Genomic DNA, 24,437 nt, shown 5'->3' on the forward strand with positions numbered 1-24,437 from the left:
TCAGCATGAAGACAGGCGTTTCGATCCTCGGGATCTTCGTGGCGGATACGGCCTATCTGGCGTCCCGCATGCCGCGGATCGGAGAGACGATCACCGGCAGCGGCTTCTCCGTCGGACCCGGCGGCAAGGGCTCGAACCAGGCGGTGGCGGCGGCGCGGGCCGGCAGCCAGGTCTCGTTCATCTCGAGGCTCGGGCGCGACACGTTCGGCGAGATGGCGCTGAAAACCTATGCCGAGGCGGGCGTGACGCCGAAGATCCTCCAGATGGACAATCTGCCGACCGGTGCGGCCTTTATCTATGTCAACGACGAGAACGGCGAGAATGCCATCATCGTCTATCCAGGCGCTGCCGGCTCGATCGATGTCCAAGATGTGGAAGCCGCCCGTGAAACGATCGAGAATTCGCGCGTCTTCGTGACCCAGCTCGAACAGCCGGCGGCCGCCGCCGAAAATGCGCTTGGGATCGCCCATGCGGCAGGCGTCACGACCGTGTTCAACCCGGCGCCGGCCGAACCCTTTCCGGAAAGCATCTATCCGCTCTGCGACTACATCGTCCCGAACGAAACGGAAGCGGCAGCGCTTGTCGGCTTTGCGCTGCCGACGCCCGACGATGCCCGTCGCGCCGGGGACGTGCTTTTGAAAAAGGGTGCGAAGACGGCGCTGATCACGCTTGGCGAGCGTGGCGTGCTCTACCACACCGACAGTCAGTCGGTGCTCGTTCCCGCAGTCGCCAGCGGTCCGGTGATCGACACCACCGGTGCGGGGGACGCTTTCGTCGGCGGCTTTTCGGCCGCGCTGGCCCGAGGGCTCTCGCCAGTCGAGGCGGTGCGGTTCGGCTGCGCGACGGCCGGCATCGCGGTCACGCGCCGCGGAACGGCCCCGGCAATGCCGAAGCTTGAGGAAATCGAGGCGCTGCTCGCACGGGGAGCCGCGGCATGACCCGCAACGACCCGATCAAGCATTTCTTCATCTGGCCGGCACTGATCATCGTTCTGCTGATCTCGATCTTTCCGCTCGTCTATTCGCTGACGACGAGCTTCATGAGCATGCGGCTCGTGCCGCCGATGCCGGCTCGCTTCGTCGGCTTCGGCAACTATGCCGACCTGCTTTCCAACCCGCGCTTCTGGCACGTTGCCGGCACGACAACGCTGATCGCCATCGTTTCCGTCGGGCTGCAATATGTGATCGGCCTTTCCGTAGCGCTGGCGCTGAATTCCCGCGTGCCGGGCGAGGGGATTTTCCGGGTGGGCTTTCTGCTGCCGATGCTCGTTGCCCCGGTCGCCGTTGCGCTCGTCGCGCGCCAGATCCTCAATCCGACCATGGGGCCGTTGAATGAGTTCATGACGCTCTTCGGCTTTCCCAACCTCCCATTCCTGACCCGGACAAGCTGGGCGCTCGGCTCGATCATCGTGGTCGAGGTCTGGCAATGGACGCCCTTCGTCATCCTGATGCTGCTGGCAGGACTGCAAACCCTGCCTGACGATGTCTACGAGGCAGCGGCACTCGAGAACGCCACGCCCTGGCAGCAGTTCCGCGACATCACCTTTCCGATGCTGCTGCCGATCTCGGCCGCCGTCGTTTTCATCCGGCTTATCGAGAGCTACAAGATCATGGACACGGTCTTTGTCATGACCGGCGGCGGCCCGGGCGTGTCGACAGAGACACTGACGCTGTTCGCCTATCAGGAAGGCTTCAAGAAGTTCAACCTCGGCTACACGTCGGCCCTGTCCTTCCTCTTTCTGATCTTCATCACGGTGATCGGCCTCGTCTATCTGGCGGTGCTCAAGCCCTATCTGGAGAAGCACAAATGAGCGTGCGCACTCTCAAGGGAAAGCGGCGTTGGCTGGCACTCGGCGGCTGTTTGCTCTGGCTCGCCTTCACATTGTTTCCGCTCTATTGGGTGGCGATAACGTCGTTCAAGACGCCGCTTGCCGTTGTCGGGGGGCCGACCTATCTGCCGTTCGTCGATTTCGAACCGACGCTTACCGCCTGGAACGAGCTCGTCTCCGGCGCGCGCGGCGCCTTCTACAACACCTTCGTCGCCTCCCTGATCGTCAGCCTCTCGGCTGCGGTGCTTGCGACCGGCATCGGCGCCATGGCCGCCTACGCGCTCGTCCGCTTCACCTTTCGTTTTCGGCTGCTTTCTGCCCTCATCTTCGTGGTCGTCGCCTTCGGCGGTTTTCTGTTGGGGCAATACGCACTCGGCTTCGGCCAGGGAATTTCGCTGATCTATTCGTTCATCGCCGCGCTCGCTCTCGCGGTGATCTCCAGCCGCTTCCGCCTGCCGGGGCCCGAACTTGGCAACAACGACATCGTCTTCTGGTTCGTGAGCCAGCGCATGTTTCCGCCGATCGTCGCCGCCTTCGCGCTCTATCTCATGTACACGGAAGTCGGAAAGCTCGGCTTCAAGCTCGTCGACAGCTATATCGGGCTGACCTTCGCCTATATCGCCTTCTCGCTGCCGATCGTCGTCTGGCTGATGCGCGATTTCTTCGAGGCGCTGCCGATCGAGGTGGAGGAGGCGGCGATGGTCGACAACGTGCCGTCCTGGCGGATCTTCTTCGGCATCGTCTTGCCGATGTCGAAACCGGGCCTCATCGCGACCTTCATGATCACGCTCGCCTTCGTCTGGAACGAGTTCCTCTTCGCGCTCTTCCTGACGAGTTCGAAATGGCAGACGCTACCGATCCTGGTCGCCGGGCAAAACAGCCAGCGCGGCGACGAGTGGTGGTCCATATCGGCCGCCGCACTTGTCGCGATCATCCCGATGATGATCATGGCCGGAATCTTGAGCAGGTTAATGCGGTCGGGCCTGCTCCTGGGAGCGATCAAGTGACTGCGTGCTTTTTCTAGATTTTTGCAAGGTTCACTCAGAGGGAGGAAAAAATGAGGAAACTTCTGCTCGCATCGACTGCTGCCGGTCTCTTGACCGCGGCGGCCAACGGAACTGCCTTTGCCTGCGACCCGGACTTCAGCGGCGTGGAACTCACCGCCACCACGCAGACCGGTCCCTATATCGCTTCCGCGCTTCAGATTGCCGCCAAGGGTTGGGAGGAGAAGACCTGCGGCAAGGTAAAAGTCGTGGAGTTCCCCTGGTCCGAGCTCTATCCGAAGATCGTGACCTCGTTGACCGCTGGCGAGGACGCCTTCGACGTCATCGCCTTCGCGCCTGCCTGGGCGCCGGATTTCACCGATTTCCTCGCCGAAATGCCGGCGGAGTTGCGGCAGGGCTCCGCCTGGGAAGACATCGCGCCGGTTTACCGCGAACAGTTGATGGTCTGGAACGGCAAGGTCCTGTCGCAGACCATGGACGGCGATGCCCATACCTACACCTATCGCATCGACCTTTTCGAGAACGCCGACAACCAGAAGGCCTTCAAGGAGAAATACGGCTACGACCTGGCGCCGGCCAAGACCTGGAAGCAATATCTCGACATCGCCGAGTTCTTCAACCAGCCGGCGAACAACCTCTGGGGCACTGCGGAAGCCTTCCGCCGTGGCGGCCAGCAGTTCTGGTTCCTGTTCAGCCATGTGGCCGGCTATACCAGCCATCCGGATAACCCGGGCGGCATGTTCTTCGACCCGGATACGATGGATGCGCAGGTCAACAATCCCGGCTGGGTGCGCGGCCTGGAGGAATATATCCGCGCCTCGAAGCTCGCGCCGCCGAATGCGCTCAACTTCTCCTTCGGCGAGGTGAACGCCGCCTTTGCCGGCGGACAGGTCGCTGAATCGATCGGCTGGGGCGACACCGGCGTCATTGCCGCCGACCCAAAACAGTCGAAGGTTGCCGGAAAGGTGGGATCGGCGCCGCTGCCCGGCGCGGATGAGATCTATAATTACAAGACCAAGAAGTGGGACAAGTTTGATCAGGTCGTGCAGACGTCCTTCATGGCGTTCGGCGGGTGGCAGGCAGCCGTGCCGAGCTCCTCCACGAAGCAGGAAGCCGCCTGGAACTATATCCAGTATCTGACAAGCCCCGAGGTCTCGGCGCAGGCGGCCATTACCGGCGGTACGGGTGTCAATCCGTACCGACTTTCGCACACCACCAATCTCGAACTCTGGTCGAAGATCTTCTCGGAGCGCGAAGCGAAGGAGTATCTCGGCGCGCAGAAGGACGCGGTTACTGCCAAGAATATCGCTCTCGACATGCGGCTGCCCGGTTACTTCTCCTATACCGAGGTACTCGAGATCGAACTCTCCAAGGCACTTGCCGGTCAGGTGACGCCGCAGCAGGCGCTCGATACGGTGGCCGAGCAATGGAACAAGCTGACCGACGAGTTCGGTCGCGACAAGCAGCTTGCCGCCTATCGCTCGTCGATGGGCCTGCCGCAGAAATAAGTGATCGATGCCCGCTCCGGCCATCCGGAGCGGGCATCGCATAGGCGTCGGGCAGCCGGCGCCTCTCTTTCGCAGTGCATTCCCGGCTTTGGCCATGGGGTCTCGAGAAAGGCATTCGAATGTCGCAGGTCCGCCTGGAACAAGTTACCAAATCCTTCGGCAGCGTTGCGGTCATTCCGCCGCTCGATCTTTCGATCGCCGACCGCGAGTTCGTCGTTCTCGTCGGTCCGTCCGGCTGCGGCAAGACGACGACGCTGCGAATGATTGCCGGGTTGGAAACCGCGTCTTCCGGCACGATCCGGATTGGCGAGCGGGATGTCACCGATCTGCGTCCAGGCCTGCGCAACTGCTCGATGGTGTTCCAGAACTACGCCCTCTATCCGCATATGACGGTCGCCGAGAACATCGGCTACGGCATGAAGGTACGCGGCACGCCGAAGAGCGACATCGAAACATCCGTGGCGGAGGCCGCCCGCATCCTGAACCTCGGCGCCTATCTTAGCCGCAAGCCCAGCGCCCTTTCCGGTGGCCAAAGACAGCGCGTCGCGATCGGTCGGGCGATCGTCCGTCAGCCTGACGTGTTCCTCTTCGACGAGCCGCTTTCGAACCTCGACGCGAAGCTCAGGATCGAAATGCGAACCGAGATCAAGCTTCTGCATCGGCGGCTCCAGACCACTGCCGTCTATGTGACGCATGATCAGGTCGAAGCGATGACCATGGCGGACCGTGTCGTGGTGATGAACCAGGGGCGCATCGAACAGGCTGCCGATCCGATCACCCTTTATGAGGCGCCTGCCAATCTTTTCGTTGCCGCCTTCATCGGCGCACCAAGCATGAATTTCATCGAAGGCATTCTCGAACGCGGCGATGCAGGGCTCATGTTCCGGGCGCCCGGCGATGTCGCCTTTCAGCTTCCGGACGAGCGGGCCCAGAAACTTGGCGCCCATATCGGCGAGGCGGTCGTGCTCGGCATTCGGCCCGAACATACGATTGCGACCGATGCAGCTCTTCCGCGGATCAAGCTGCAGGTGCGCGATATCGAGCCGCTCGGTCCGCACACGCTGGTGATCGGAAAGGCGGGATCGGCATCGTTCACCGCGCAGGTGCACGCTGCGGCGCGCATTTCGCCGGACGACGTGATCGAAGTGCCGATCGACATGGCTAAGGTCCATTTCTTCCTGAAGAATACGGGAGAAGCCGTCGGGCGGTGAACGGTGCCCACACCCGACACGCCGTCCTCAGTTCGATCGTGCTCCATGGCCGAATCCCGAAAATGCTGAAATATTGCCTTCGCTACAGGTGATGAGGAAGCGCCCGATGGCCGAGTTTAGAGTGAAGACGAGGGAAGCGGGCGCGACGGCGGTCGGCGGGCGGACCGGGTTTCCGCGTGTGACCTCGGTCACCGGCGGTGCGCTCGACATCGTCACAAGCCCATCGCAAGCCGGATTTGGCCCGCTCGACCTTCTCTACGCGTCTCTGGCAAGCTGCTTGGTGCTCAGTGCGCGAATTGCCGCAAGCCGCTTCGGCGTGCTCGACAGGCTCGTCGAGATTTCCGCAAAGGTGACCGGCAAAAAGGCGCATGACGAGCCGTCACGGGTCGCCCGCTTCGATATCGAATTCGTCATCAGGGGCGACTTCGACGACGCGGTACGGCACGCTATTGCCGAAGCGGCGGAAGCCGAGATCTGCACGGTCAGCAATACGTTGCGCGGCCATCCGGAATTCGCAAGCAAGGTCTCCGGTTAACTTGGAGGGAACAGGTTCTCGATGACATCGCGTCCGGTCTACCATTTCAATTCCATCATCGCGCGCACCCCTTCGCGATCCGTCGTCGATGGCCTGCGCGCGGAGGATCGCGGCAGCCCGACCTATGAGGGCGTCAAGGCCGAGCACGATGCCTATCTGGAGGCAATGCGCCAAGCCGGCGTGAAGACAACGGTGCTACCGCCGCTCGAGGCCTTCCCGGATTCGATCTTCGTCGAAGACCCGGCGCTCGTCTTCACCGAGGGTGCGATTGTTCTGCGCCCGGGTGCGGCCACGCGCATAAAGGAAACCGAGGAAATCGCGCCGACGCTGCGCGAGATGTTCGACACGGTCCTCGATCTGCCGGTGGGCTACGCCGACGGTGGCGACGTGCTGACAACAGGGGAAAGCGTGATGATCGGCCTTTCGGCCCGCACCGACAGGGCAGGCGCCGAGGCGCTGCGGACCTGCCTCGACAGGCTCGGCCGCAAGAGCGAGGTGGTCGCCACACCTGACGGGGTTCTCCACTTCAAGACCGATTGCTCGCTGCTCGACGACGAAACGATCCTTTCCACCAGTCGTCTGGCGCGAGCCGGCGTCTTCCGGAAATTCAGGCAGATGATCATCCCGGAGGGCGAGGAGCCGGCCGCCAATGCGCTGCGGGTCAACGATGTGGTGATGGTCGGCGCCGATTTCCCGCGTACGATCGAGATGCTCGACAAGGCCGGCTACAAGGCCGTGCCCTTGAAGACGACGGAGATCGGCAAAATAGACGCCGGGCTTTCCTGCATGTCGCTGAGGTGGTTCAGCAGCGGAAAAGGCGAATGAATTCCGTGCCGCATAGGGCAACGAGCAGTGCCGGTCGTCGCGAGCGCAAAGTCTCGACAGTGCGACCTGCTTAATTGTCCGGGTGCACCCGATCTGTTATCATTTTAACGGCCGCCAATACGGCTGGAACAGCCGCAGGCCGATACCATGAGAACCAGGAACTCGATACGGGAGAACGGTCATGAAACGGGCTCTGACGGCCGCTGCCCTTTTGGCGGCGAGCAGTTTCGTTGCAACGGCAGAAGCCGCAGACGACGCGGCATTGATCAAGAGCGCTGAATCCGCGGCCCCCGCTGCAGTAGCAAGCGGCGCTGCGATCCACGCCATGGATGAGAAGGGTACCATGCGCACCGTGAGGGAGGGCACCAGTGGTTTCTGGTGCATGCCGGATAACCCGGTTACGCCAGGCCCCGACCCGATGTGCGGCGATGCCAATGCGATGGAATGGGCTATGGCATGGATCCAGAAAAAGGAGCCTCCGAAAGGCAAGATAGGCTTTCTGTACATGCTTGCCGGCGGCACCGACGCAAGCAACACCGATCCCTATGCGACAAAGCCCGAAGAGGGCAACAACTGGGTGGAAACCGGCCCGCATGTCATGATCGTCAATGCGATGGACATGATGCAAGGCTATCCGACGGACCCCAAGCCGGACACGTCGAAGCCGTATGTGATGTGGGCGGGCACTCCCTACGCCCACCTCATGATACCCGTGAAATAGCGAAAGCGAAAACGTCGAGCGCATCGCCGAAGATCCACAAATCGCCTGCCCCGGGAACAGGTCCGACAGCACGAACTAAACCAAACGTGCGGCCGGCCAAGAGCTTGTTTTCAGTGCTGACATATCGACAGCTGGGTCCGGGTGCGGCATCGTTTCGATAGCTTGCAGTTTTGAGAGAGCACGCCCCGATTGCGCCGAACGCGCGGAACAAGCCCGATCCATGTTCCGTTTACCTGCGGACCTGAGGGCACATGAACACGGCCCTGTGAGCGACCAAGGCCTCCGTGTCAGTGCACACGCGAGGCTTCGTTATGTGCGATGGCTAAACGAATCATGTGCGGAGCCTCCTATGGAAGACTTCCTACTGTTCGCGGCGGTCGGGTTTCTGGCCCAGGCGGTCGATGGCGCTCTCGGAATGGCCTATGGCGTGATCTCTTCGACGGTGCTCCTCACCTTCGGCGTGCCGCCGGCGCAAGCATCGGCTTCAGCTCATGCCGCGGAATTGTTCACCACTGCCGCCTCCGGCTCGGCCCATCTCTATCATCGCAACATCGACTGGAAGTTGTTTCGGCGGCTCGTCCCCTTTGGCGTCGGTGGTGGGATCCTGGGCGCCTTCGTACTCACCTCGTTTGACGGAGATCAGGTCAAGCCATTCGTCACAGCCTATCTCGCAATTATTGGGAGCTGGCTGTTATATCGGTCGTTTCATCGAATTCCGACGAATCCAGTGAAAATGAGAGTTGTCGCGCCCCTGGGCGCAACCGCCGGCTTTCTGGATGCCGCAGGTGGAGGCGGCTGGGGTCCTGTTGCCACCACCGGCCTGCTCGGCGCGGGCGGACAGCCGCGTTTTGTGATCGGCACCGTCAATGCGAGCGAGTTCCTGATTGCACTTTCGGTGTCGCTGAGCTTCCTCGCCACGATTGTAACCGGCCACTGGGAGGAAGCCGGCGAATTCGGCGATCACCTGACATCCGTCGGCGGTCTGATCATCGGAGGCGTTTTGGCGGCGCCGCTGGCGGGATGGATGGTCAAAGCCTTAAAGGAAAAGACACTCCTGCGGCTTGTCGGATCGCTGATCACGCTTCTGGCCGGCTACCAGACGCTCGAGCTGACTGGATTGCTGTGAGAAGTGTAGACAAGGACAGTCCTCGAACTACGTCGCAGGCGTAAGATCTCCAAAGACTGTCGGGATCAGTTCCGAAACCGTCGGATGAATATGCATGGCGCGGCTGATCGTCGTATAGGGTCTCTTCGCATACATCACGTCGAGGATGCTCTGGATGGCCTCGTCGCCGCCCGTGCCGAGGATCGAGGCGCCGAGTATGTCCTTCGTATCGGCGTCAACGAGCACCTTCATGAAGCCTAGCGTCTCGCCCTTCTCGACGGCGCGGCCGACGCGCGTCATCGGCCTTGTGCCGATCAGCAGCTTGCGGCCGCTCTTGCGCGCCTCGGTCTCGGTCATGCCGGCGCGACCGAGCGGCGGATCGATATAGAGCGCATAGGTCTGGATGCGGTCGCTGACCCGGCGCGGGTCATTGTCGATGAGGTTCGCGGCAACAATTTCGAAATCATTGTAGGACGTATGGGTGAAGGCACCCCGGCCGTTGCAGTCGCCCATGGCGAAAATGTGCGGCACGTTGGTGCGCAGGAAATCATCGACCTCCACGTAGCCGCGCGCGTCGGTCTTCACGCCGGCCCTGCTGAGCCCGAGATCGTCCGTGTTAGGTCGCCGTCCGGTGGCAAGCAGCACATCGGAGCCGATGACCTCCGGGGCTCCCGACGTGCAGTCGACGCCCGCTGCGACGCCATCGGCATGCTTGGCGAAGCGGATGCATTCAGCGTTGAGGCGTATATGAATGCCTTCCTTCTCGAGGATGGCACGGATTGCATCGGAGACGTCGGGGTCTTCCCGCGCGATCAGGCGCGGCCCCTTTTCAATGACGGTGACCTCGGAACCGAAGCGACGGAATATCTGCGCGAATTCGAGCCCGATATAGCTGCCGCCGACGATGAGCAGATGCCTGGGCAGGTGGTCGAGATCCATGATCGAGCTATTGGTGAGATAGGGCACCTCGCTGACACCCGGAAAATCGGGGATCGCCGCGCGCCCGCCCACGTTGAGAAAGATCTGCTCGCCGGAAATCAGCTGTTCGCCGACGCGGATGTCGGTCGGGCCCTCGAAGCGCGCATGGCCCTCCAGCACGGTGCAGTTCTTCATGCCCTTAAGCCAGGACTCGACGCCCGCACGAGAATCGAGCGTCACCTTTTGCTTGCGCGCCATCACCCGGGCGAAATCGACGGAAATGGGGCCGGTCGTCATGCCGTATTCGGCGCCGCGGCGCGCCGTGTGGATGGCGTAGGCGCTCGCGACCATGGCCTTGGTCGGCATGCAGCCGGTGTTGACGCAGGTGCCGCCGAAGAGCTTACGCTCGACGAGCGCTACGGATTTGCCGGCATCCGTCAACCGTCCGGCGAGCGACGGTCCGGCCTGGCCGGCGCCGATGATGATCGTGTCGAAATGCTTGCTCATGATGACACCACCCAGAGCGCCAGCAGAATGGCAACAAGGTCTTCGAGGAGGGCGATCGGCAGGTCCTTGCCGCCGATCGCCGTAACGAGCCGCTTGCGCCCTTCATAACCGCCGAGCGTACCGATGATCGCACCTATGCCTCCGGCAACGGCGCCGCCGACCAAAGAGCCACTTGCAGTGCCGATCACCGCGCCGCAGAAACCGCCGCTGACGATACGCGCGCCGAATTGCTGCGGAACCTTGCGGCTCGGCGTGCTCGGCAGTTGGTCGGTGACGTATTCTACGAGCGCCAACACGCCGAAAATGTAAGGCGTGAAGCGGTAACCCACAAAGGCGGCCCAACTGTTGGCAGCGGGCAACCAGCCGGCCGCCGCGGCGAAGCTGACGGCCGCCGGCGCGGTCATCACCCGCAAGCCCGCTACCACGCCGATCAGAAGCGCAAGAATATAGACGGACATCCCACCCCCCGAACGGCATTTCAAGGACTGCGCGGGCGGCTGCCGCGAAAACGCGACTGGCTTGCGGCCGCCTCGGATATGCTGGCATTCTAAAATGAAATAGTGGCGATCGACTATCGTGGGCCCTGAGGACTGCGCGCTGTGAGGCGGACCCAACGGAAGAGTGGCCGACTTCCGCTTTGATTGCAACCCGGTAGTACGTAGCTTGACCTCAGGCATCCCGAAGTTCAACCATAAGTTCCTACGAGTCCGTTGCTCTGTTCTTTGCTGAACCCTGACATATATGGATGCTCTAACCGGACGCAGCGGAGAGCCGTGACGGCCGCGGGATCAATTGAGGGAGACAATCATGCGCCTGACCCTGATGAAGACACTTATCGGCACCGCTCTTGCCTTTGCGCTGACCTCCGCGGCGGCGAAGGCCGACGTCGTGGTTTCCTCCAAGATCGACACGGAGGGCGGCGTTCTCGGCAACATCATTCTCGCCGTGCTGAATGCCAATAACATCAAGACCACGGACCGGGTCCAGCTAGGCGCCACTCCCGTCGTTCGCAAGGCGATCACTGCCGGCGAAATCGACATCTATCCCGAATATACCGGCAACGCCGCTTTCTTCTTCGAGAAGGCCGACGATCCGGCCTGGAAGGATGCCGCCAAGGGCTATGAACTGGCAAAGAAGCTCGACTACGACGCCAACAAGATCGTTTGGCTGACAGCATCGCCGGCCAACAACACCTGGGCGATCGCGCTGCGCAAGGAGGTGGTCGAGAAGAATAGCCTCAAGACGCTTTCCGACTTCGGGAAATATGTCAGTGGCGGCGGCGAGGTCATCCTGGCGGCGTCCTCCGAGTTCGTGAATTCCGCCGCTGCCTTGCCCGCATTCCAGACCGCCTACGCCTTCACCCTCAAGCCGGAGCAACTGATCACGCTCTCAGGCGGCGATACGGCTGCGACGATTGCGGCGGCTGCGAACCAGACGAATGGCGCCAATGCGGCGATGGTCTACGGTACAGACGGCGGCATCGCACCCTCCGGTCTCGTCGTTCTCGAGGACGACAAGAACGTGCAGCCGGTCTATCAGCCGACGCCGATCATCCGGGAAGCGGCGCTGAAGGAGAATCCGACGATCGAGAGCCTTTTGAAGCCCGTCTTCGAAAAGCTCGATCTCGTCACGCTGCAGGAATTGAATGGCCGCGTGCAGGTCGGCGGCGAACCGGCGAAAGCGGTCGCCGAGGACTTTTTGAAGAAGAACGGCTTTCTGAAGTAAGCTGACAAGGAAGCGTTGTCCGATACCGGATCGGGCAACGCGGATAATGCGTCGAGCGGATCATTTCATGGCGATCGGTGTCATCCGAGAAACAGAGCGCAGGACCCTCCCTTTCGACAAACTCGGCGTGATCATTGCGGCTCTGGCGGTTTACGGCGCGTTTTTTGCGCCCTTCGCGACCTTCCGGGCAAACCGCATCGTCCAGGGCGAGGGAAAAGCGATCCTCGAGGCCTTGCCGCCATCGTTCGGCTACGGGCTTCTCGCCCTTGTGGCGTTCGGTACGGTCGTTGCGCTTTTCAAGACATCCGTCCTCGTCCGCATGGCCGCGGCCTTTGCTATCCTCGTTGCGCTGTGCTTTCTGATCGGCAGTGCCGCCGGCAATTTGGTCCCGGCGGACAATGCCTATGCCCGCGTCTCACCGGCTTCCGGCTTCTGGATTCTTGTCTTTGCGTTCGCGCTTCTGGTTGCCGATGCGTTGACGCGGCTGAGCCCCGGACCCGGCCTGCGGCTTCTTTTCCTGGCCGGAGCCCTGGCGCTCGTCGGGGCAATGCTCGTCACGGGCCGATGGGACGGACTTTCGATACTCAAGGAATATGCGAGCCGGGCCGACACGTTCTGGGCGGAGGGCGGCCGCCACCTGACGCTAGCGCTCGGATCACTCGCTGCGGCAACGCTCGTCGGACTGCCGCTCGGCGTCCTCTGCCATCGCGTCGACCGACTGCGTGCGGCCGTGTTGAATGTGCTGAACGCCATCCAGACGGTTCCGTCAATTGCTCTCTTCGGAATTCTGATCGCGCCGCTCGGCTGGGTTGCGGCGCATGTGCCGGGTGCCGAGGCGATCGGCGTGCGTGGTATCGGCGTCGCTCCCGCCTTCGTTGCGCTCTTTCTTTATTCGCTGCTGCCAGTGGTCGCCAATACCGTCGTCGGGCTCGCCGGCGTGCCGCGCGCCGCAAACGATGCTGCACGCGGCCTCGGCATGACCGAATGGCAGCGGCTCGTGGCCGTCGAGTTCCCCTTGGCCTTTCCGGTCATCCTTACCGGTATCCGCATCGTGCTCGTCCAGAATATCGGGCTTGCGACCATCGCGGCCCTCATCGGCGGCGGCGGCTTCGGCGTCTTCGTCTTCCAGGGCATAGGCCAGACGGCCATGGATCTCGTGCTGCTTGGCGCGGTTCCGACCGTCGTGCTCGCCTTCACCGCCGCGATAGTGCTTGACGCGCTGATCGAAGTGGCGGGTCCGAAACACAGCCGGGGCAAGGCCGCATGATCGAATTCGACGGCGTTACCAAGCGTTACGACGAAACCGTGGTGGTGAGCGACGTCTCGCTGACCGTCATGCCGCATACGATCACCGTTATCGTCGGTACATCGGGCTCGGGGAAGACCACGCTGATCCGGATGGTAAACCGTCTGGTCGAGCCGACCTCCGGCGCGATCCGCATCGATGGCGAGGACAATCGCTCAGTGCCGGAATTCGAACTGCGCCGCCGGATCGGCTATGCGATCCAGGGCCACGGGCTCTTCCCGCATCGCACAGTGGCACAGAACATCGCCACCGTGCCGACGCTGCTCGGCTGGGAGAGGGCGCGGATAAAGGCGAAGGTGGAAGAGTTGCTGACGCTCTTCCAACTCGATCCGGATTTCTTCGGACCGCGTTATCCGCATGAACTCTCCGGCGGTCAACAGCAGCGCGTCGGCGTTTCGCGGGCGCTTGCGGCGGAACCGAACCTGCTCCTGATGGATGAACCCTTCGGCGCCCTCGACCCAATCATCCGCACCAAGGCCCAGGACGATCTTCTCGCCATCCAGAAGCATTTCGGCACGACGATCATCCTCGTCACCCACGACATGGAGGAGGCCTTCCGTCTCGCCGACCGGATCGCCGTCATGGACAAGGGCGAGGTGGTGCAACACGGAACGCCGGCCGAGATGCTCGTGCGCCCCGCCACGCCCTTCGTCGAGGAACTGATCGGCGCCCCTGAACGGCCGTTCCGCTTGCTTGCCATCGAGACGGCCGGCGATGCCGTCGAGCCCGGTGCGGCCGAAGGCACGCCGATACCGGAGGCGCTCAGCCAACGCGAGGCGCTTTCCGAACTCTTGTGGTCCGGGCGGTCCGCATTGCCGGTCGCAGCCGCGAATGGCGCCATCATCGGCAAGGTCAGCCTCAATGGCCTGGTGAAACGCGCGGCGAGGCCGCAGTGATGGCGTCGCTGCCCACGCTCCTGCGACTGGCAGTGTTCCTTCTGTTGCTGGCTTTTCTGCTGCAGCCCGGCTGGTTCGAGCCGCTGCTCAAGCCGCTGGTGCAGGAGAACGCCCCGGCGGTCTACAACCGAGGCAGCCTTTTCTGGCTGACGCTCCTCCATCTTCGCACCGTGCTCGTTGCGACATTCGCCGCGACCGTCGTTGCCGTGTCGCTGGCGATCCTCGTGACACGAGAGGCCGGCGCGGAATTCCTGCCGCTGTCGCGCAGCCTCGTGAATATCGGCCAGACCTTCCCGCCGGTGGCGGTGCTGGCGCTCTCGGTTCCGATCTTCGGCTTCGGCGAGAAGCCGACGCTGATTGCGCTTTTTCTCTATGGATTGCTGCCGATCTTCGAGAATGCCCTGACGGGGCTCACGACCTTACCGCCGGCGGTGATTGAGGCGGCCCGCGGCGCCGGCATGACCGAGCGCCAACGGCTCGTCCAGATCGAGCTTCCCTTGGCTTTGCCGGTGATCCTCACTGGCATTCGGCTGTCGGTGGTGATCAGCCTTGCAACGGCAACGATCGGCTCGACGGTGGCGGCCAAGACGCTCGGCGAGGTCATTATCGCCGGGTTGCAGTCGAACAATCTCGCCTTTGTTCTGCAGGGGGGGCTTATCGTCGCGGCGCTGGCGGTTCTCATCCACGACGCGCTACAAGCCTTGGAGCGTGCGCTCGCGGGACGCACGCACGCATAGCGCAGCCTCACTTGGACGCGTCGCCCCATGCGGAAAGCCGCTCGACGGGCCATGATGAAAATGAATTTCACATTCTCTCTAAACATTCGAATTTTTGTTGACGTAAGGAGAATTCTATCCCAGTCTACGAAAAATAATTACGAAATGGGAACGGCATCAGCATGAAAGTCGGGATAATCGGACTCGGATTCCGTCTCGGATATCTGGGCTATGTCTTCAAGGCGATCGACGAAAGCTTCGAGATCGCGGGCTATGTCGACCCGGCCCCTGCGGGCCTTGCAACGCTTGCGGAAAATGGCATTTCGGCGGGAAGAGCGTATGCCACGCCGGAGGAACTGATTGCCGGCGAGAAACTCGACCTCCTGATGATCGGCTCGCCGAACCACATGCATCTCGACCATATCCGCATCGGTCTCGAAGCGGGTCTCAAGGTTTTTTGCGAAAAGCCGATCGTCAGCACGATCGAGCAAAGCGTCGCACTCGCGGCGCTTCTGGGGAAGCACGGCCACGACCGGTTGATGGTGGGCCTCGTGCTGCGTTATGCGCCGATGTACCGCGATCTTCGCGCCGCCCAGGCTGCGGGAGCGCTTGGCCAGATTGTTTCGATCGAGGCGGCCGAGCATATCGAGCCCTATCACGGCGCATTCTTCATGCGGGACTGGCGCCGCTACGGACGCTATGCCGGCAGCTTCATGCTCGAGAAATGCTGCCATGATCTCGATCTCTACAACGGCGTGGTCGGCGCCCGGCCGGAGCGCGTGGCGAGTTTTGGCGGACGCAAGAGCTTCGTTCCCGCCAATGATCCTGCCCGCGACGGCATCAACGACCTGCAGCTATTCCATAGCAAGCCGAGCGGCTGGCTGGGCTCCGACAAGGTCTTCGACAGCGACGGCGACATCATCGACTATCAGGTGGCGATCATCGAATACGCCAACGGCGTGGCGATGAACTTCCACACGAACCTCAACGTCCCGGACCAGTTCCGCCGTTTCTGCGTGATGGGATCTCGCGGCATGGCGGAGGGCGACTTCATCCGCGGCTATCTCGACGTGCACGAGGTGCTCTCCGGCAAGAAGGTGGTCGAGAAGAAATATGCCAAGGAGACGGCGCTCTCGCAGCACTATGGTGCGGATGAGCAGATGGCGGCCGAGATCATCGCCCATATCCGGGACAGTGGCCCGCTTCCGGTCTCGCCGCTCGATGCGCTGGAAGCCGGTATCCTGGCACTCTCCATGGACGATGCGCGGATGAAGAGAACGGTCGTGGACCTGCGGCCGCTCTGGGACCGCTTCGACGAAGCCCTGCACGCCCGTGCGGCCTGAGAGGGAAGCGGGATGAGTGTTCGCCGCAGCACCGTCATCTTCGCCTGGATCCTGCTGCTTCCGGCTGCTCTCTACGTGACGGTGATCGTCGCCTATCCACTCGTCGATACGTTCATCCTGTCCTTCACGGATGCCTCGCTCAAGAAGACGACCAAATGGGTCGGCACCGCCAATTACGACAAGATTTTCAACGCTACCTTTGCGGAAGTGATCGTCCGTACCTTCGTCTGGACCGCCTTTTCCGTGGCGATCAAGATGATCATCGGCACTTTCGGCGCGGTCATGCTGAATGCCGCGGTGCCGGGACGAGCGCTGTTCCGAGTGCTTACCATGCCGCCCTGGATCGTGCCGATGGCGATCGGCATCTTCATGTGGGGCTGGATGTATAACGGCCAGTTCGGGATGATCTCCGGCATGCTGCAGAACTGGGGGCTGGTGGATGGCCCGGTCGCCTTCCTCGCCCATGGCTCCACAGCCTTCTGGGCGACGATCATTACCGATGTCTGGATCGGCGTGCCGCTGGTGACGCTCTACATGCTCGCCTCGATGCAGGCGATCCCGCAGGACCTTTACGAGGCGGCCTGGACGGACGGAGCAGGGCGCTTCTACCGGTTCCGGCGCATCACCCTGCCGCTGCTCGTGCCGTCGATGATCACCATGTCGATGCTGTCGCTGATCGCCACTTTCAACTCGTTCGACATCATCTGGATCCTGACGCAGGGCGGGCCGAACGGCGATACGACGACGATGATCATCGACACCTACCGCACCGCGATCGGCTCGAAGAAATACGGGGAGGGGGCAGCACGCGCCGTGCTGATCTGCATCTTCCTGTCGATCTTCTGCATCGCCTATTTCCGCGTCACGCATCGTCTTGCCTCGGGAGAAAGCCGATGAGCCAGCCCGCCATGATCAACCGCTACCGCTGGTACGAACTCGTCGGCATCTATACGGGCATCTTCGTCTTCCTGACCTTCATTCTTTCGCCCTTTGTCGAAGGCTTCCTTGTATCGCTAAAGCCGCTCGGGCTGCTGTTTTCCTCGCCCTATCGGTTCTGGCCGAAGAACGGGTCCTTCGAAGCCTATCGCAGCATGTGGGTGAGCGTGCCGGGCTTCGCCCGCTACATTTTCAACTCCTTCTTCATTTCCATCATCGTCACAACGGTCGTGCTGGCGCTGGTGGTGCCGGCGGCCTACGCCTTTGCGCGCTTCAAGTTCCGCGGCAACGGAGCGTTGCTTGGTGCTTTCCTGGCGGTCAACATGTTCTCCGGTGCCGTGCTGCTGATCCCGCTCTTCCGGCTGATGCGCAGCTTCGGCGTGCTCAACACCTATTTCGCGATGATCGTGCCGGGTGTGGCCTTCCTCATTCCCTCGGCGATCTGGCTCCTGCGCACCTATATGCTGCGCATCCCGCGCGAATTGGACGAAGCAGCTTTCGTCGATGGCGCCAGCCATTTCTACACGCTTCGTCGCGTGATCCTGCCGATCGCCATGCCCGGCATCACTGTCGTCGCGATTACCACTTTCATCGGCTCCTATGCCCAGCAGTTCATCTTTGCGCTGACCTTCAACTCAAAGACCGAATACATGCCGCTGCCGGTGGGGCTCTTCGCCTATTTCGGCCGGCAGGAGGTGGTCTGGAACGAGCTGATGGCCGCAAGCTTCGTCGGCATCGCGCCGGCCGTGATCGTGATCTTCTTCCTTCAACGCTATCTCGTCAGCGGTCTGACCGCCGGCGCGGTGAAACAATAAGCAACCACCAGAGAACGGGAGTCCTATCAGTGACCATCGCTTACAAAACCGCGTTTTTTGCGCTTGCCCTGCTCGGATCGACCGCGCTCGGCAGCGTTGCCGCACAGGCCGCCGACCAGGAGATCAGCTGGATCTATTGCGGCGACAAGATCGATCCAATCCACGAGAAATACATCAAGGAATGGGAAGGCAAGAACCCCGGCTGGAAGGTGACGCCGGAAGTCGTCGGCTGGGCCCAGTGCCAGGACAAGGCAACGACGCTCGCCGCGGCCGGCACGCCGGTCGGCATGGCCTATGTCGGATCCCGCACGCTCAAGGAATTCGCCGAGAACGACCTGATCGTCCCGGTGCCGATGACCGAGGAAGAGAAGAAGAGCTATTATCCAAACATCGTCGACACGGTGACCTTCGAGGACAACCAGTGGGGCGTGCCGATCGCCTTCTCGACCAAGGCACTCTACTGGAACAAGGACCTCTTCAAGCAGGCCGGCCTCGACCCGGAGATACCGCCGAAGAACTGGGCCGATGAAATCGCCTTCGCCAAGCAGATCAAGGAAAAGACTGGTATTCCGGGCTACGGTTTGCCGGCCAAAACCTTCGACAACACCATGCACCAGTTCATGCACTGGGTTTACACCAACAACGGCAAGGTTATCGACGGCGACAAGATCGTCATCGACAGCCCCGAAGTGCTCGCGGCGCTGCAGGCCTACAAGGACATCACACCCTATTCCGTGGAAGGGGCAACGGCTTACGAGCAAAACGAAATCCGCGCCATCTTCCTTGACGGCAAGGTCGGCATGATCCAGGCCGGCTCCGGCGCAGCCGCGCGCCTGAAGGAAACGAAAATCAACTGGGGTATCGCGCCGCTTCCGCTCGGCCCCTCGGCCAAGGGCGAAGGCACGCTTCTGATCACCGACAGCCTGGCGATCTTCAAGGACACGGGCGTCGAGGAAAAGGCGATCGAATTCGCCAAGTTCATCACCTCTCCCGGTCCGCAGGGCGAGTACGAACTGCAGGGCGGCGCAGGGTTGACGCCGCTGCGCCCGTCCCCGAAGGTCGATGAATTCGTCAAGGCCGATGCATCCTGGAAGCCTTTGATCGACGGGATCGCCTATGGAGGCCCAGAGCCGCTCTTCAAGGACTATAAAGGTTTCCAGAACACGATGATCGAGATGGTTCAGGCGGTGGTCACCGGCAAGGCCGAGCCGGCCGATGCCCTGAAGAAGGCGGCCGCCGACCTCGAGCAGTACAAGTAAGCCGACGGGGACCGCGGGGCTTGGCCCCGCGGTACCTACTTCAATCTTCGCGGAAGAGCCGCTTCTCGTCGGCGACCGGAGACAGATACTTGGGACAGCTCAATCTCAACAAGGTTCAGAAATTCTACGGCACCTACGAGGTGCTGAAGAGCATAGAACTCGATGTGAGGAACGGCGAATTCGTCGTCTTCGTCGGCCCCTCCGGCTGCGGCAAGTCCACGCTTCTTCGAATGATCGCGGGCCTCGACGAGACGACGGCCGGCGACATCGTCATCGACGGCAAGCGGGTCAACGACCTGCCGCCGGTCAAGCGCGGCATCGCCATGGTCTTCCAGTCCTATGCGCTCTATCCGCATATGACAGTGTTCGAGAACATCGCCTTTCCGCTGCGGGTCGAGAAGATGCCCGAGGAGAAGCTCAAGGCGAAGGTCGAGCATGCGGCGCGAATTCTCCATCTCGACCAGCGACTGCAGCAGAAGCCGGGCATGCTGTCGGGCGGCCAGCGCCAGCGCGTCGCCATCGGCCGGGCGATCGTGCGTGAACCGAAGATCTTCCTCTTCGACGAGCCGCTCTCGAACCTCGACGCGGCGCTGCGCGCCGACATGCGCATAGAGCTGGCCAAGCTCCACCGGCAATTGAAAGCGACGATGATCTACGTCACGCACGACCAGATCGAAGCGATGACGATGGCGGACCGGATCGTCGTGCTGAATGCCGGTCAGATCGCGCAGACCGGCGCGCCGCTTGAGCTCTATCACAAACCGGCAAACACCTTCGTCGCCGGCTTCATCGGCCATCCGAAGATGAACTTCCTGCCGGTCACCTGCACGGGCGTGAGCGAGGCTGGGGTGGAGATAGACTATAAAGGGCAGACGGCGCTTATTCCGGTCACGCCGCGCAGCGGCATGGCTGGCCGCACGCTGACGCTTGGCGTGCGCCCGGAACATATCCAGACGGGCTCCGGTGATCTGACGCTGACGGTCAATCCCTCGGTCATCGAGCACCTCGGAGCACACACGGTCGCCTATGCGGCACTCGGCGGCGAGGGCGAGAATTATTGCGCCATGTTGCCTGGCACCGCCGCCATCCGGGCGGAAGAACAGGTGAAAACCGGCATCCGAGGCGCCGATTGCCACCTGTTCGACGAAAAAGGCATCGCTTTCGAGCGCCGGGTGGAGATGACCGACATCGATCTTGCCCTATTCGATCCGGCGGCCTGAGCGTGACCGTATCGATACGACTGCTCGGCCCAGAGGATGTCGAAACCTTTCGGCGCATTCGGATCGAGGCGCTACGTGCGGAGCCCGATTCTTTCGCCAGCAGTGCTGAGGATTGGGAGAGCTTGCCGGACGACGAGTGGCGCCGACGGCTGACCGACAATCCCGTCTTCGTTGCCTTCCGCGCTAACGATCCGGTGGGCATCATGGGCTTGCTGCGCCAGCACGCCAGCAAGATGGCGCATCGCGCCACCGTCGTCATGGTCTATGTGCATCGCAGCCTGTGCGGCAGCGGCGTTGCACGGCTGCTTCTCGCGGCACTGATCGACTATGCACGGAACGAAGGCATCCGGCAGCTGGAGCTCTCGGTCAGTGCCGAGAACGCGGCGGCGATCGCCTTCTATCACCGGGAGCGGTTCGAAGCGGTCGGCCGCATTCCCGGCGGCTGCATCCGCAACGGCCGGGAAGTCGACGACATCATCATGGTTCGACGCATCGGCGATTGAACCGAGGAGACCGTGCGCCTCAGAGCGTCGAATTGAGCGCGCCGCCGTCGAGCAGCAGGTTCTGCCCGACGATATAGCCGGCATATTGGCTGCACAGGAACGCCGCCGCAGCGCCGAAGTCACTCGGCGTGCCGACGCGCCCCGTCGGATTCTGCGCATACTCCTCGGCGCGCGCCTCTTCGAGTGAAATCCCCCTTGCCCTGGCGGATTTTTCGAGCAGCTTTTCCAGTCGTTCGGTCTGGTGGGATCCGGGCAGCAGGTTGTTGATGATGACTCCGTGGCGTGCGACCTGGCGGGCCGTGCCGGCAACAAAGCCGGTAAGGCCGGTGCGGGCGCCATTGGAGAGACAGAGTTCCGGGATCGGCGATTTGACCGAGGCGGAGGTGATGTTGACGATCCGTCCCCATTTCCGGTCGACCATGCCGGGAATGACCGCCTTCATCAGCAGGATTGGCGCCAGCATATTGGATCTGATCGCTTCAAGCCAGTTCTCTTCGGTCACGCTCGACCAGTCACCAGGCGGCGGACCACCGGCATTGGTGATCAGGATATCCGGCCGTGGCTCCGCCCGCAGCAGCGCATTGCGGCCCTCCTCCGTCGTCACGTCGGCGGCGACGATCTCCACCTCAACGCCATAGTCCTTGCTGATGGCGCGTGCCGTCTCCCGAAGCTGTTTCGGCTCGCGGGCGTTGAGCGTCAGGATGACGCCAGCCTCCGCGAGTTTCTCCGCAACGCCGCGGCCCAGCCCCTTCGAGCCGGCGCAAACCAGCGCCCGCTTCCCTTTGATTCCCAAATCCATAACATGCTCCGACAATTGTGTTCTGACTTACCTGTTTGACAGACTGCCCGAGGAAGAGGGCAACCTCATGCTGACCGTGCGATATTCGCTACCGCTTCCGATAGACGGGCAATCTCCGGCACGGTGTTGAGATAGCTTACCGAAGCCCTGGCGATCTGGTCGAGCCCTCGCGCGACCATATCGAGCGGCGTATACGGAACACCATTCGCGCCGATCGCGATTTGCCTTTCGGCCAAGGCTGCGCGGACTTCCGTTGCCGCAATGCCCTCGACGGTGAATGAGACGATACCGGAGAGTTCGGCTCCGAGGTCCCGTACCGTCACATTGGGTATGCTGCGCAGATTGGCGCGCAGCTCATTCGCGAGCGGGCCGATCCTGTCGCGGATCGCCGCGATTCCGAGTGTCCTTGCCTGGCGAACCGCAGTGCCCAGCCCGAAAATCAGCGCTGGCGCAATCTCGCCGGCTTCGAAGCACCGCGCGTCGTTGCGGATCTTGGCAGCCCCGTCGACGATCGGACCCGAAAGCACATCGAGATAGCGCGGTGTCAGCCGTGGCAGGAATTCCTGCCTGACATAAAGGATCGCCGTGCCGCGCGGTCCCCGGAGGAATTTCCGGCCCGCTGCCTTCAACACGTCACAACCGAGGAAGGCGACGTCGATCGGGATCTGGCCGAGGGCCTGGCCCGCATCGATGAAATAGGGAATGCCGGCCGCCTGGGTCACGCGTCCCACCGCCGCCGCGTCATTGATCAAGCCACCATTCGCCGGCAGCCATGTGAGCGACACGAGCCGCACGCGCTTATCGATCATCGACGCGAGAGCGCCGGCGTCGATGCCCCCGTCGTCGCGGACGGGAATGATTTCGACACGCGCTCCGGCTCGCGCTGCGGCGTCCTGCATCGTGGCGAGATTGCCGCCCCATTCCTGGCGCCCGACCAAGATGCGGTCGCCTGCGCCAAGGGGCGGCAGGGCCGAAAAAGCCGCGCCCCAGGCGATCGATCCGCTGCTAAGGAATGCAATCTCGCTCGGCCTGGCGCCGATCAGTGCCGCTGTATCGGCTCGGACCTCCTCAAGAAGCGTGCTCGCCCTGTTCGCCGCCTCCATCGGGCCCTCGGTCGCTTCCTTGCGCAGGTAGTCCCAGACCGCCCCGAGTACCGCTTGCGAGGGCAGCGAGGCGCCGGAGTGATTGAAATGCACGCCAGCCGCGCAGCCAGGCGTCTCCGAACGAAGCTGCTCCACGTCCAGTGCGTCACTCATGCGGCCGGCTCCAGTTCTACCAGGGCGTCGATCTCGACGGTGGCGCCGGCTGGCAGCGCGGCCACGCCCACTGCGGCCCGCGCATGCCGACCCGCTTCGCCAAATACCTCGACGAACAGGTCGGAGGCGCCATTGGCGGCCTGCGACTGTTCCGCGAAGCCCGGCGTCGAGGCGATGAAGACGCCGAGCCGAACGACGCGTCGGACGGCCGCCAAAGAACCATCGGTCGCAGCGGCGATCTGCGATAGGACACTGATTGCCGCGTATTTGGCGGCCAGTCGGCCTTCCTCGACAGAAATCCCGGCCCCGAGCGTCCCCATGAGGACGTCGCCGTTTCGAACGCTGATCTGGCCCGAGACGACCAGAAGGTTGCCGGCTCGAACCGTGGAGACGTAATTCGCCGCTGGCGCTGAGGCTTCCGGCAAGCGATGACCGAGAGTGGAAAGTCTGGATGCGATGGTCTCTGACATGGTGGTCTCTCCTGGAACGGTCGGGAGAATGCAGGGCGTCTCCAATTGCTTCCAATTCAAACTTGCCTATGGTGCGATCGATCTGACTAATGCCTTGGCTTGAGTTGAGGGGGAATCATGCGCACATCCACAACCATGCCGCCGCTGCAGGCGTTGCGCGCATTCGAGGCGGTTGGGCGTTTGCTCAGTTTCCGCCGCGCAGGCGAAGAGCTGCTCATCACCCAGAGCGCGGTCAGTCATCACATCAAGCAGCTTGAGGAGATGCTTGGCGTGCGGTTGTTCATCCGTAAGGCGAAGAGCATCGAATTGACCCCGGAGGGGGCGGCCTATCTGGAAAGGACGGTCGAAGCATTCCGCATCATTGCCGGCGCCACGTCCGAGATGCGCCGACAGACGGCACGGCAAAGGGTGCGTGTCAGCGTTTTGCCCTCCTTCGCCGCCAACTGGCTGGTTTCGCGCCTTGCCGACTTCATGCTGAAGCATCCGGAGATAGAAGTCGAACTCGAGCCGACATTGCGTCTCGAGGACTTCGCATCGGACTATGCGGATCTCGCGATCCGCTTCGGCACGGGACGATGGGAAGGCGTGAGGGCAGAGTGGTTGATGAATGAAGAGATGAGCCCGGTCGTGAGCCCGGCGCTCTATGATGACGGTACGCGTTTCGCCGAACCGAAGGAGCTGCTCCTTCAGACCTTGCTCGAGTCCTGGAACCCGGTGGGGTGGGAACTATGGCTTGGCGAAGTTGGTGTCGATATTCGCCGCGCGCGCGTGCTGCAACTCACCGACTACAATATCGTCCTCCAGGCCGCCCTGAACGGGCAGGGCGTTGCGATCGGACGCATGCATATGGTTCGCGATCATCTCGCCGCCGGTCGGCTGCTCCAGCCGTTCCCGCAGATCGTCCGGTCCGAAAAGATTGCCTATTGGCTCGTCATGCCGCAAAACCGCCGGCTCCGCCCCGGCGCCGAGGCCTTTGCCTCATGGCTGAAAGAAGAGGCGGCATCGCCACCTTCGCCGGTTTGCTGATAAAG

General features: G+C 62.3%; 25 protein-coding genes. 20 read left to right on the forward strand and 5 right to left on the reverse strand.

Translation table 11 applies throughout. The features are described from left to right. Window positions 1-5: 5 nt before the first annotated feature. From rbsK to USDA257_RS04910, 9 genes are all read left to right on the forward strand, one after another. On the forward strand, window positions 6-938 hold the full coding sequence (rbsK, locus tag USDA257_RS04870) for a ribokinase (protein ID WP_014761777.1): 933 nt from the start codon (window positions 6-8) through the stop codon (window positions 936-938). Beyond that, window positions 935-1,810 (forward strand): carbohydrate ABC transporter permease, encoded by an 876-nt coding sequence (locus USDA257_RS04875; RefSeq protein ID WP_014761778.1) that lies wholly within the window; start codon window positions 935-937, stop codon window positions 1,808-1,810. The genes rbsK and USDA257_RS04875 overlap by 4 nt, the downstream gene beginning before the upstream one ends. Continuing rightward, a complete protein-coding gene (locus USDA257_RS04880; protein WP_014761779.1) occupies window positions 1,807-2,835 on the forward strand; it encodes a carbohydrate ABC transporter permease in 1,029 nt (342 codons plus the stop codon). Before USDA257_RS04875 ends, USDA257_RS04880 begins: the two co-directional genes overlap by 4 nt. 50 nt (window positions 2,836-2,885) lie before the next feature. After that, the gene (locus tag USDA257_RS04885) at window positions 2,886-4,340 is read left to right on the forward strand and encodes an extracellular solute-binding protein (RefSeq protein ID WP_014761780.1); all 1,455 of its coding nucleotides are present in this window, start codon (window positions 2,886-2,888) and stop codon (window positions 4,338-4,340) included. 119 nt (window positions 4,341-4,459) lie between these two features. Then, complete coding sequence (locus USDA257_RS04890; protein ID WP_041413918.1) at window positions 4,460-5,551, forward strand: ABC transporter ATP-binding protein; 1,092 nt, start codon at window positions 4,460-4,462, stop codon at window positions 5,549-5,551. A gap of 106 nt (window positions 5,552-5,657) precedes the next feature. Next, on the forward strand, window positions 5,658-6,086 hold the full coding sequence (locus tag USDA257_RS04895; RefSeq protein ID WP_014761782.1) for an OsmC family protein: 429 nt from the start codon (window positions 5,658-5,660) through the stop codon (window positions 6,084-6,086). 21 nt (window positions 6,087-6,107) lie between these two features. Next, window positions 6,108-6,911: an arginine deiminase family protein gene (locus USDA257_RS04900; protein ID WP_014761783.1), complete on the forward strand. Its 804-nt coding sequence runs from the start codon at window positions 6,108-6,110 to the stop codon at window positions 6,909-6,911. A gap of 181 nt (window positions 6,912-7,092) precedes the next feature. Next, a complete protein-coding gene (locus USDA257_RS04905; RefSeq protein ID WP_014761784.1) occupies window positions 7,093-7,632 on the forward strand; it encodes a hypothetical protein in 540 nt (179 codons plus the stop codon). Between the two features lie 349 nt (window positions 7,633-7,981). After that, a complete protein-coding gene (locus tag USDA257_RS04910; RefSeq protein WP_014761785.1) occupies window positions 7,982-8,758 on the forward strand; it encodes a sulfite exporter TauE/SafE family protein in 777 nt (258 codons plus the stop codon). Window positions 8,759-8,785: 27 nt separating this feature from the next. Here the strand turns inward: USDA257_RS04910 and USDA257_RS04915 are convergent, their stop codons facing one another. Beyond that, a complete protein-coding gene (locus USDA257_RS04915; protein ID WP_014761786.1) occupies window positions 8,786-10,162 on the reverse strand; it encodes an FAD-containing oxidoreductase in 1,377 nt (458 codons plus the stop codon). Beyond that, on the reverse strand, window positions 10,159-10,620 hold the full coding sequence (locus USDA257_RS04920) for a membrane protein (protein WP_014761787.1): 462 nt from the start codon (window positions 10,618-10,620) through the stop codon (window positions 10,159-10,161). Before USDA257_RS04920 ends, USDA257_RS04915 begins: the two co-directional genes overlap by 4 nt. A 349-nt stretch (window positions 10,621-10,969) precedes the next feature. Between USDA257_RS04920 and osmF the strand changes: the two genes are divergently transcribed. The 10 genes from osmF (at window position 10,970) to USDA257_RS04970 (ending at window position 20,881) form a co-directional block, all read left to right on the forward strand. Continuing rightward, window positions 10,970-11,887 (forward strand): glycine betaine ABC transporter substrate-binding protein OsmF, encoded by a 918-nt coding sequence (osmF, locus tag USDA257_RS04925; RefSeq protein ID WP_014761788.1) that lies wholly within the window; start codon window positions 10,970-10,972, stop codon window positions 11,885-11,887. Window positions 11,888-11,954: 67 nt separating this feature from the next. After that, window positions 11,955-13,154: an ABC transporter permease gene (locus USDA257_RS04930; RefSeq protein WP_041414957.1), complete on the forward strand. Its 1,200-nt coding sequence runs from the start codon at window positions 11,955-11,957 to the stop codon at window positions 13,152-13,154. Continuing rightward, entirely contained in the window at window positions 13,151-14,089 is a 939-nt protein-coding gene (locus USDA257_RS04935) for an ABC transporter ATP-binding protein (RefSeq protein WP_014761790.1), read from the forward strand. The genes USDA257_RS04930 and USDA257_RS04935 overlap by 4 nt, the downstream gene beginning before the upstream one ends. Further along, window positions 14,089-14,826 carry an ABC transporter permease gene (locus USDA257_RS04940; RefSeq protein WP_014761791.1) on the forward strand — a complete coding sequence of 246 codons (738 nt, stop codon included), beginning with the start codon at window positions 14,089-14,091 and terminating at the stop codon, window positions 14,824-14,826. Before USDA257_RS04935 ends, USDA257_RS04940 begins: the two co-directional genes overlap by 1 nt. A 161-nt stretch (window positions 14,827-14,987) precedes the next feature. Beyond that, window positions 14,988-16,148 carry a Gfo/Idh/MocA family protein gene (locus USDA257_RS04945; RefSeq protein WP_014761792.1) on the forward strand — a complete coding sequence of 387 codons (1,161 nt, stop codon included), beginning with the start codon at window positions 14,988-14,990 and terminating at the stop codon, window positions 16,146-16,148. 12 nt (window positions 16,149-16,160) lie between these two features. After that, entirely contained in the window at window positions 16,161-17,045 is an 885-nt protein-coding gene (locus USDA257_RS04950) for a carbohydrate ABC transporter permease (RefSeq protein WP_014761793.1), read from the forward strand. Then, complete coding sequence (locus tag USDA257_RS04955; protein ID WP_014761794.1) at window positions 17,042-17,899, forward strand: carbohydrate ABC transporter permease; 858 nt, start codon at window positions 17,042-17,044, stop codon at window positions 17,897-17,899. Before USDA257_RS04950 ends, USDA257_RS04955 begins: the two co-directional genes overlap by 4 nt. 29 nt (window positions 17,900-17,928) lie before the next feature. After that, window positions 17,929-19,158 carry an ABC transporter substrate-binding protein gene (locus USDA257_RS04960; RefSeq protein ID WP_014761795.1) on the forward strand — a complete coding sequence of 410 codons (1,230 nt, stop codon included), beginning with the start codon at window positions 17,929-17,931 and terminating at the stop codon, window positions 19,156-19,158. An 89-nt stretch (window positions 19,159-19,247) separates the two neighbouring features. Beyond that, window positions 19,248-20,378 (forward strand): ABC transporter ATP-binding protein, encoded by a 1,131-nt coding sequence (locus USDA257_RS04965; RefSeq protein WP_041413920.1) that lies wholly within the window; start codon window positions 19,248-19,250, stop codon window positions 20,376-20,378. A gap of 2 nt (window positions 20,379-20,380) precedes the next feature. Next, window positions 20,381-20,881, forward strand: a complete 501-nt coding sequence (locus tag USDA257_RS04970) for a GNAT family N-acetyltransferase (protein ID WP_014761797.1) — start codon at window positions 20,381-20,383, stop codon at window positions 20,879-20,881. Window positions 20,882-20,900: 19 nt separating this feature from the next. On the opposite strand, the gene USDA257_RS04975 is transcribed toward USDA257_RS04970, so the two are convergent. From USDA257_RS04975 to USDA257_RS04985, 3 genes are all read right to left on the reverse strand, one after another. Continuing rightward, window positions 20,901-21,680 (reverse strand): SDR family oxidoreductase, encoded by a 780-nt coding sequence (locus USDA257_RS04975; protein ID WP_014761798.1) that lies wholly within the window; start codon window positions 21,678-21,680, stop codon window positions 20,901-20,903. A gap of 65 nt (window positions 21,681-21,745) precedes the next feature. Next, window positions 21,746-22,936 carry an aminotransferase class V-fold PLP-dependent enzyme gene (locus USDA257_RS04980; RefSeq protein WP_014761799.1) on the reverse strand — a complete coding sequence of 397 codons (1,191 nt, stop codon included), beginning with the start codon at window positions 22,934-22,936 and terminating at the stop codon, window positions 21,746-21,748. Beyond that, complete coding sequence (locus USDA257_RS04985) at window positions 22,933-23,406, reverse strand: RidA family protein (RefSeq protein WP_014761800.1); 474 nt, start codon at window positions 23,404-23,406, stop codon at window positions 22,933-22,935. The genes USDA257_RS04980 and USDA257_RS04985 overlap by 4 nt, the downstream gene beginning before the upstream one ends. A 117-nt stretch (window positions 23,407-23,523) precedes the next feature. Between USDA257_RS04985 and gcvA the strand changes: the two genes are divergently transcribed. Next, window positions 23,524-24,432, forward strand: a complete 909-nt coding sequence (gene gcvA / locus USDA257_RS04990) for a transcriptional regulator GcvA (RefSeq protein ID WP_014761801.1) — start codon at window positions 23,524-23,526, stop codon at window positions 24,430-24,432. Window positions 24,433-24,437 lie beyond the last annotated feature (5 nt).

Origin of the sequence: Sinorhizobium fredii USDA 257, assembly GCF_000265205.3 — a bacterium.
In the GTDB taxonomy this organism is placed as follows: Bacteria; Pseudomonadota; Alphaproteobacteria; order Rhizobiales; family Rhizobiaceae; genus Sinorhizobium; species Sinorhizobium fredii_B.

Bases quoted from the DNA above. Each gene is read 5' to 3' on its own strand.
- USDA257_RS04915 (WP_014761786.1), bottom strand. From the start codon at position 10,162: ATGAGCAAGCATTTCGACACGATCATCATCGGCGCCGGCCAGGCCGGA.
- USDA257_RS04955 (WP_014761794.1), top strand. From the start codon at position 17,042: ATGAGCCAGCCCGCCATGATCAACCGCTACCGCTGGTACGAACTCGTC.
- USDA257_RS04910 (WP_014761785.1), top strand. From the start codon at position 7,982: ATGGAAGACTTCCTACTGTTCGCGGCGGTCGGGTTTCTGGCCCAGGCG.
- USDA257_RS04920 (WP_014761787.1), bottom strand. From the start codon at position 10,620: ATGTCCGTCTATATTCTTGCGCTTCTGATCGGCGTGGTAGCGGGCTTG.
- USDA257_RS04930 (WP_041414957.1), top strand. From the start codon at position 11,955: ATGGCGATCGGTGTCATCCGAGAAACAGAGCGCAGGACCCTCCCTTTC.
- USDA257_RS04900 (WP_014761783.1), top strand. From the start codon at position 6,108: ATGACATCGCGTCCGGTCTACCATTTCAATTCCATCATCGCGCGCACC.
- USDA257_RS04945 (WP_014761792.1), top strand. From the start codon at position 14,988: ATGAAAGTCGGGATAATCGGACTCGGATTCCGTCTCGGATATCTGGGC.
- USDA257_RS04940 (WP_014761791.1), top strand. From the start codon at position 14,089: ATGGCGTCGCTGCCCACGCTCCTGCGACTGGCAGTGTTCCTTCTGTTG.
- USDA257_RS04890 (WP_041413918.1), top strand. From the start codon at position 4,460: ATGTCGCAGGTCCGCCTGGAACAAGTTACCAAATCCTTCGGCAGCGTT.
- USDA257_RS04980 (WP_014761799.1), bottom strand. From the start codon at position 22,936: ATGAGTGACGCACTGGACGTGGAGCAGCTTCGTTCGGAGACGCCTGGC.
- USDA257_RS04880 (WP_014761779.1), top strand. From the start codon at position 1,807: ATGAGCGTGCGCACTCTCAAGGGAAAGCGGCGTTGGCTGGCACTCGGC.
- USDA257_RS04885 (WP_014761780.1), top strand. From the start codon at position 2,886: ATGAGGAAACTTCTGCTCGCATCGACTGCTGCCGGTCTCTTGACCGCG.
- USDA257_RS04905 (WP_014761784.1), top strand. From the start codon at position 7,093: ATGAAACGGGCTCTGACGGCCGCTGCCCTTTTGGCGGCGAGCAGTTTC.
- USDA257_RS04950 (WP_014761793.1), top strand. From the start codon at position 16,161: ATGAGTGTTCGCCGCAGCACCGTCATCTTCGCCTGGATCCTGCTGCTT.
- USDA257_RS04875 (WP_014761778.1), top strand. From the start codon at position 935: ATGACCCGCAACGACCCGATCAAGCATTTCTTCATCTGGCCGGCACTG.
- USDA257_RS04935 (WP_014761790.1), top strand. From the start codon at position 13,151: ATGATCGAATTCGACGGCGTTACCAAGCGTTACGACGAAACCGTGGTG.
- gcvA (WP_014761801.1), top strand. From the start codon at position 23,524: ATGCGCACATCCACAACCATGCCGCCGCTGCAGGCGTTGCGCGCATTC.
- rbsK (WP_014761777.1), top strand. From the start codon at position 6: ATGAAGACAGGCGTTTCGATCCTCGGGATCTTCGTGGCGGATACGGCC.
- USDA257_RS04975 (WP_014761798.1), bottom strand. From the start codon at position 21,680: ATGGATTTGGGAATCAAAGGGAAGCGGGCGCTGGTTTGCGCCGGCTCG.
- USDA257_RS04985 (WP_014761800.1), bottom strand. From the start codon at position 23,406: ATGTCAGAGACCATCGCATCCAGACTTTCCACTCTCGGTCATCGCTTG.
- osmF (WP_014761788.1), top strand. From the start codon at position 10,970: ATGCGCCTGACCCTGATGAAGACACTTATCGGCACCGCTCTTGCCTTT.
- USDA257_RS04895 (WP_014761782.1), top strand. From the start codon at position 5,658: ATGGCCGAGTTTAGAGTGAAGACGAGGGAAGCGGGCGCGACGGCGGTC.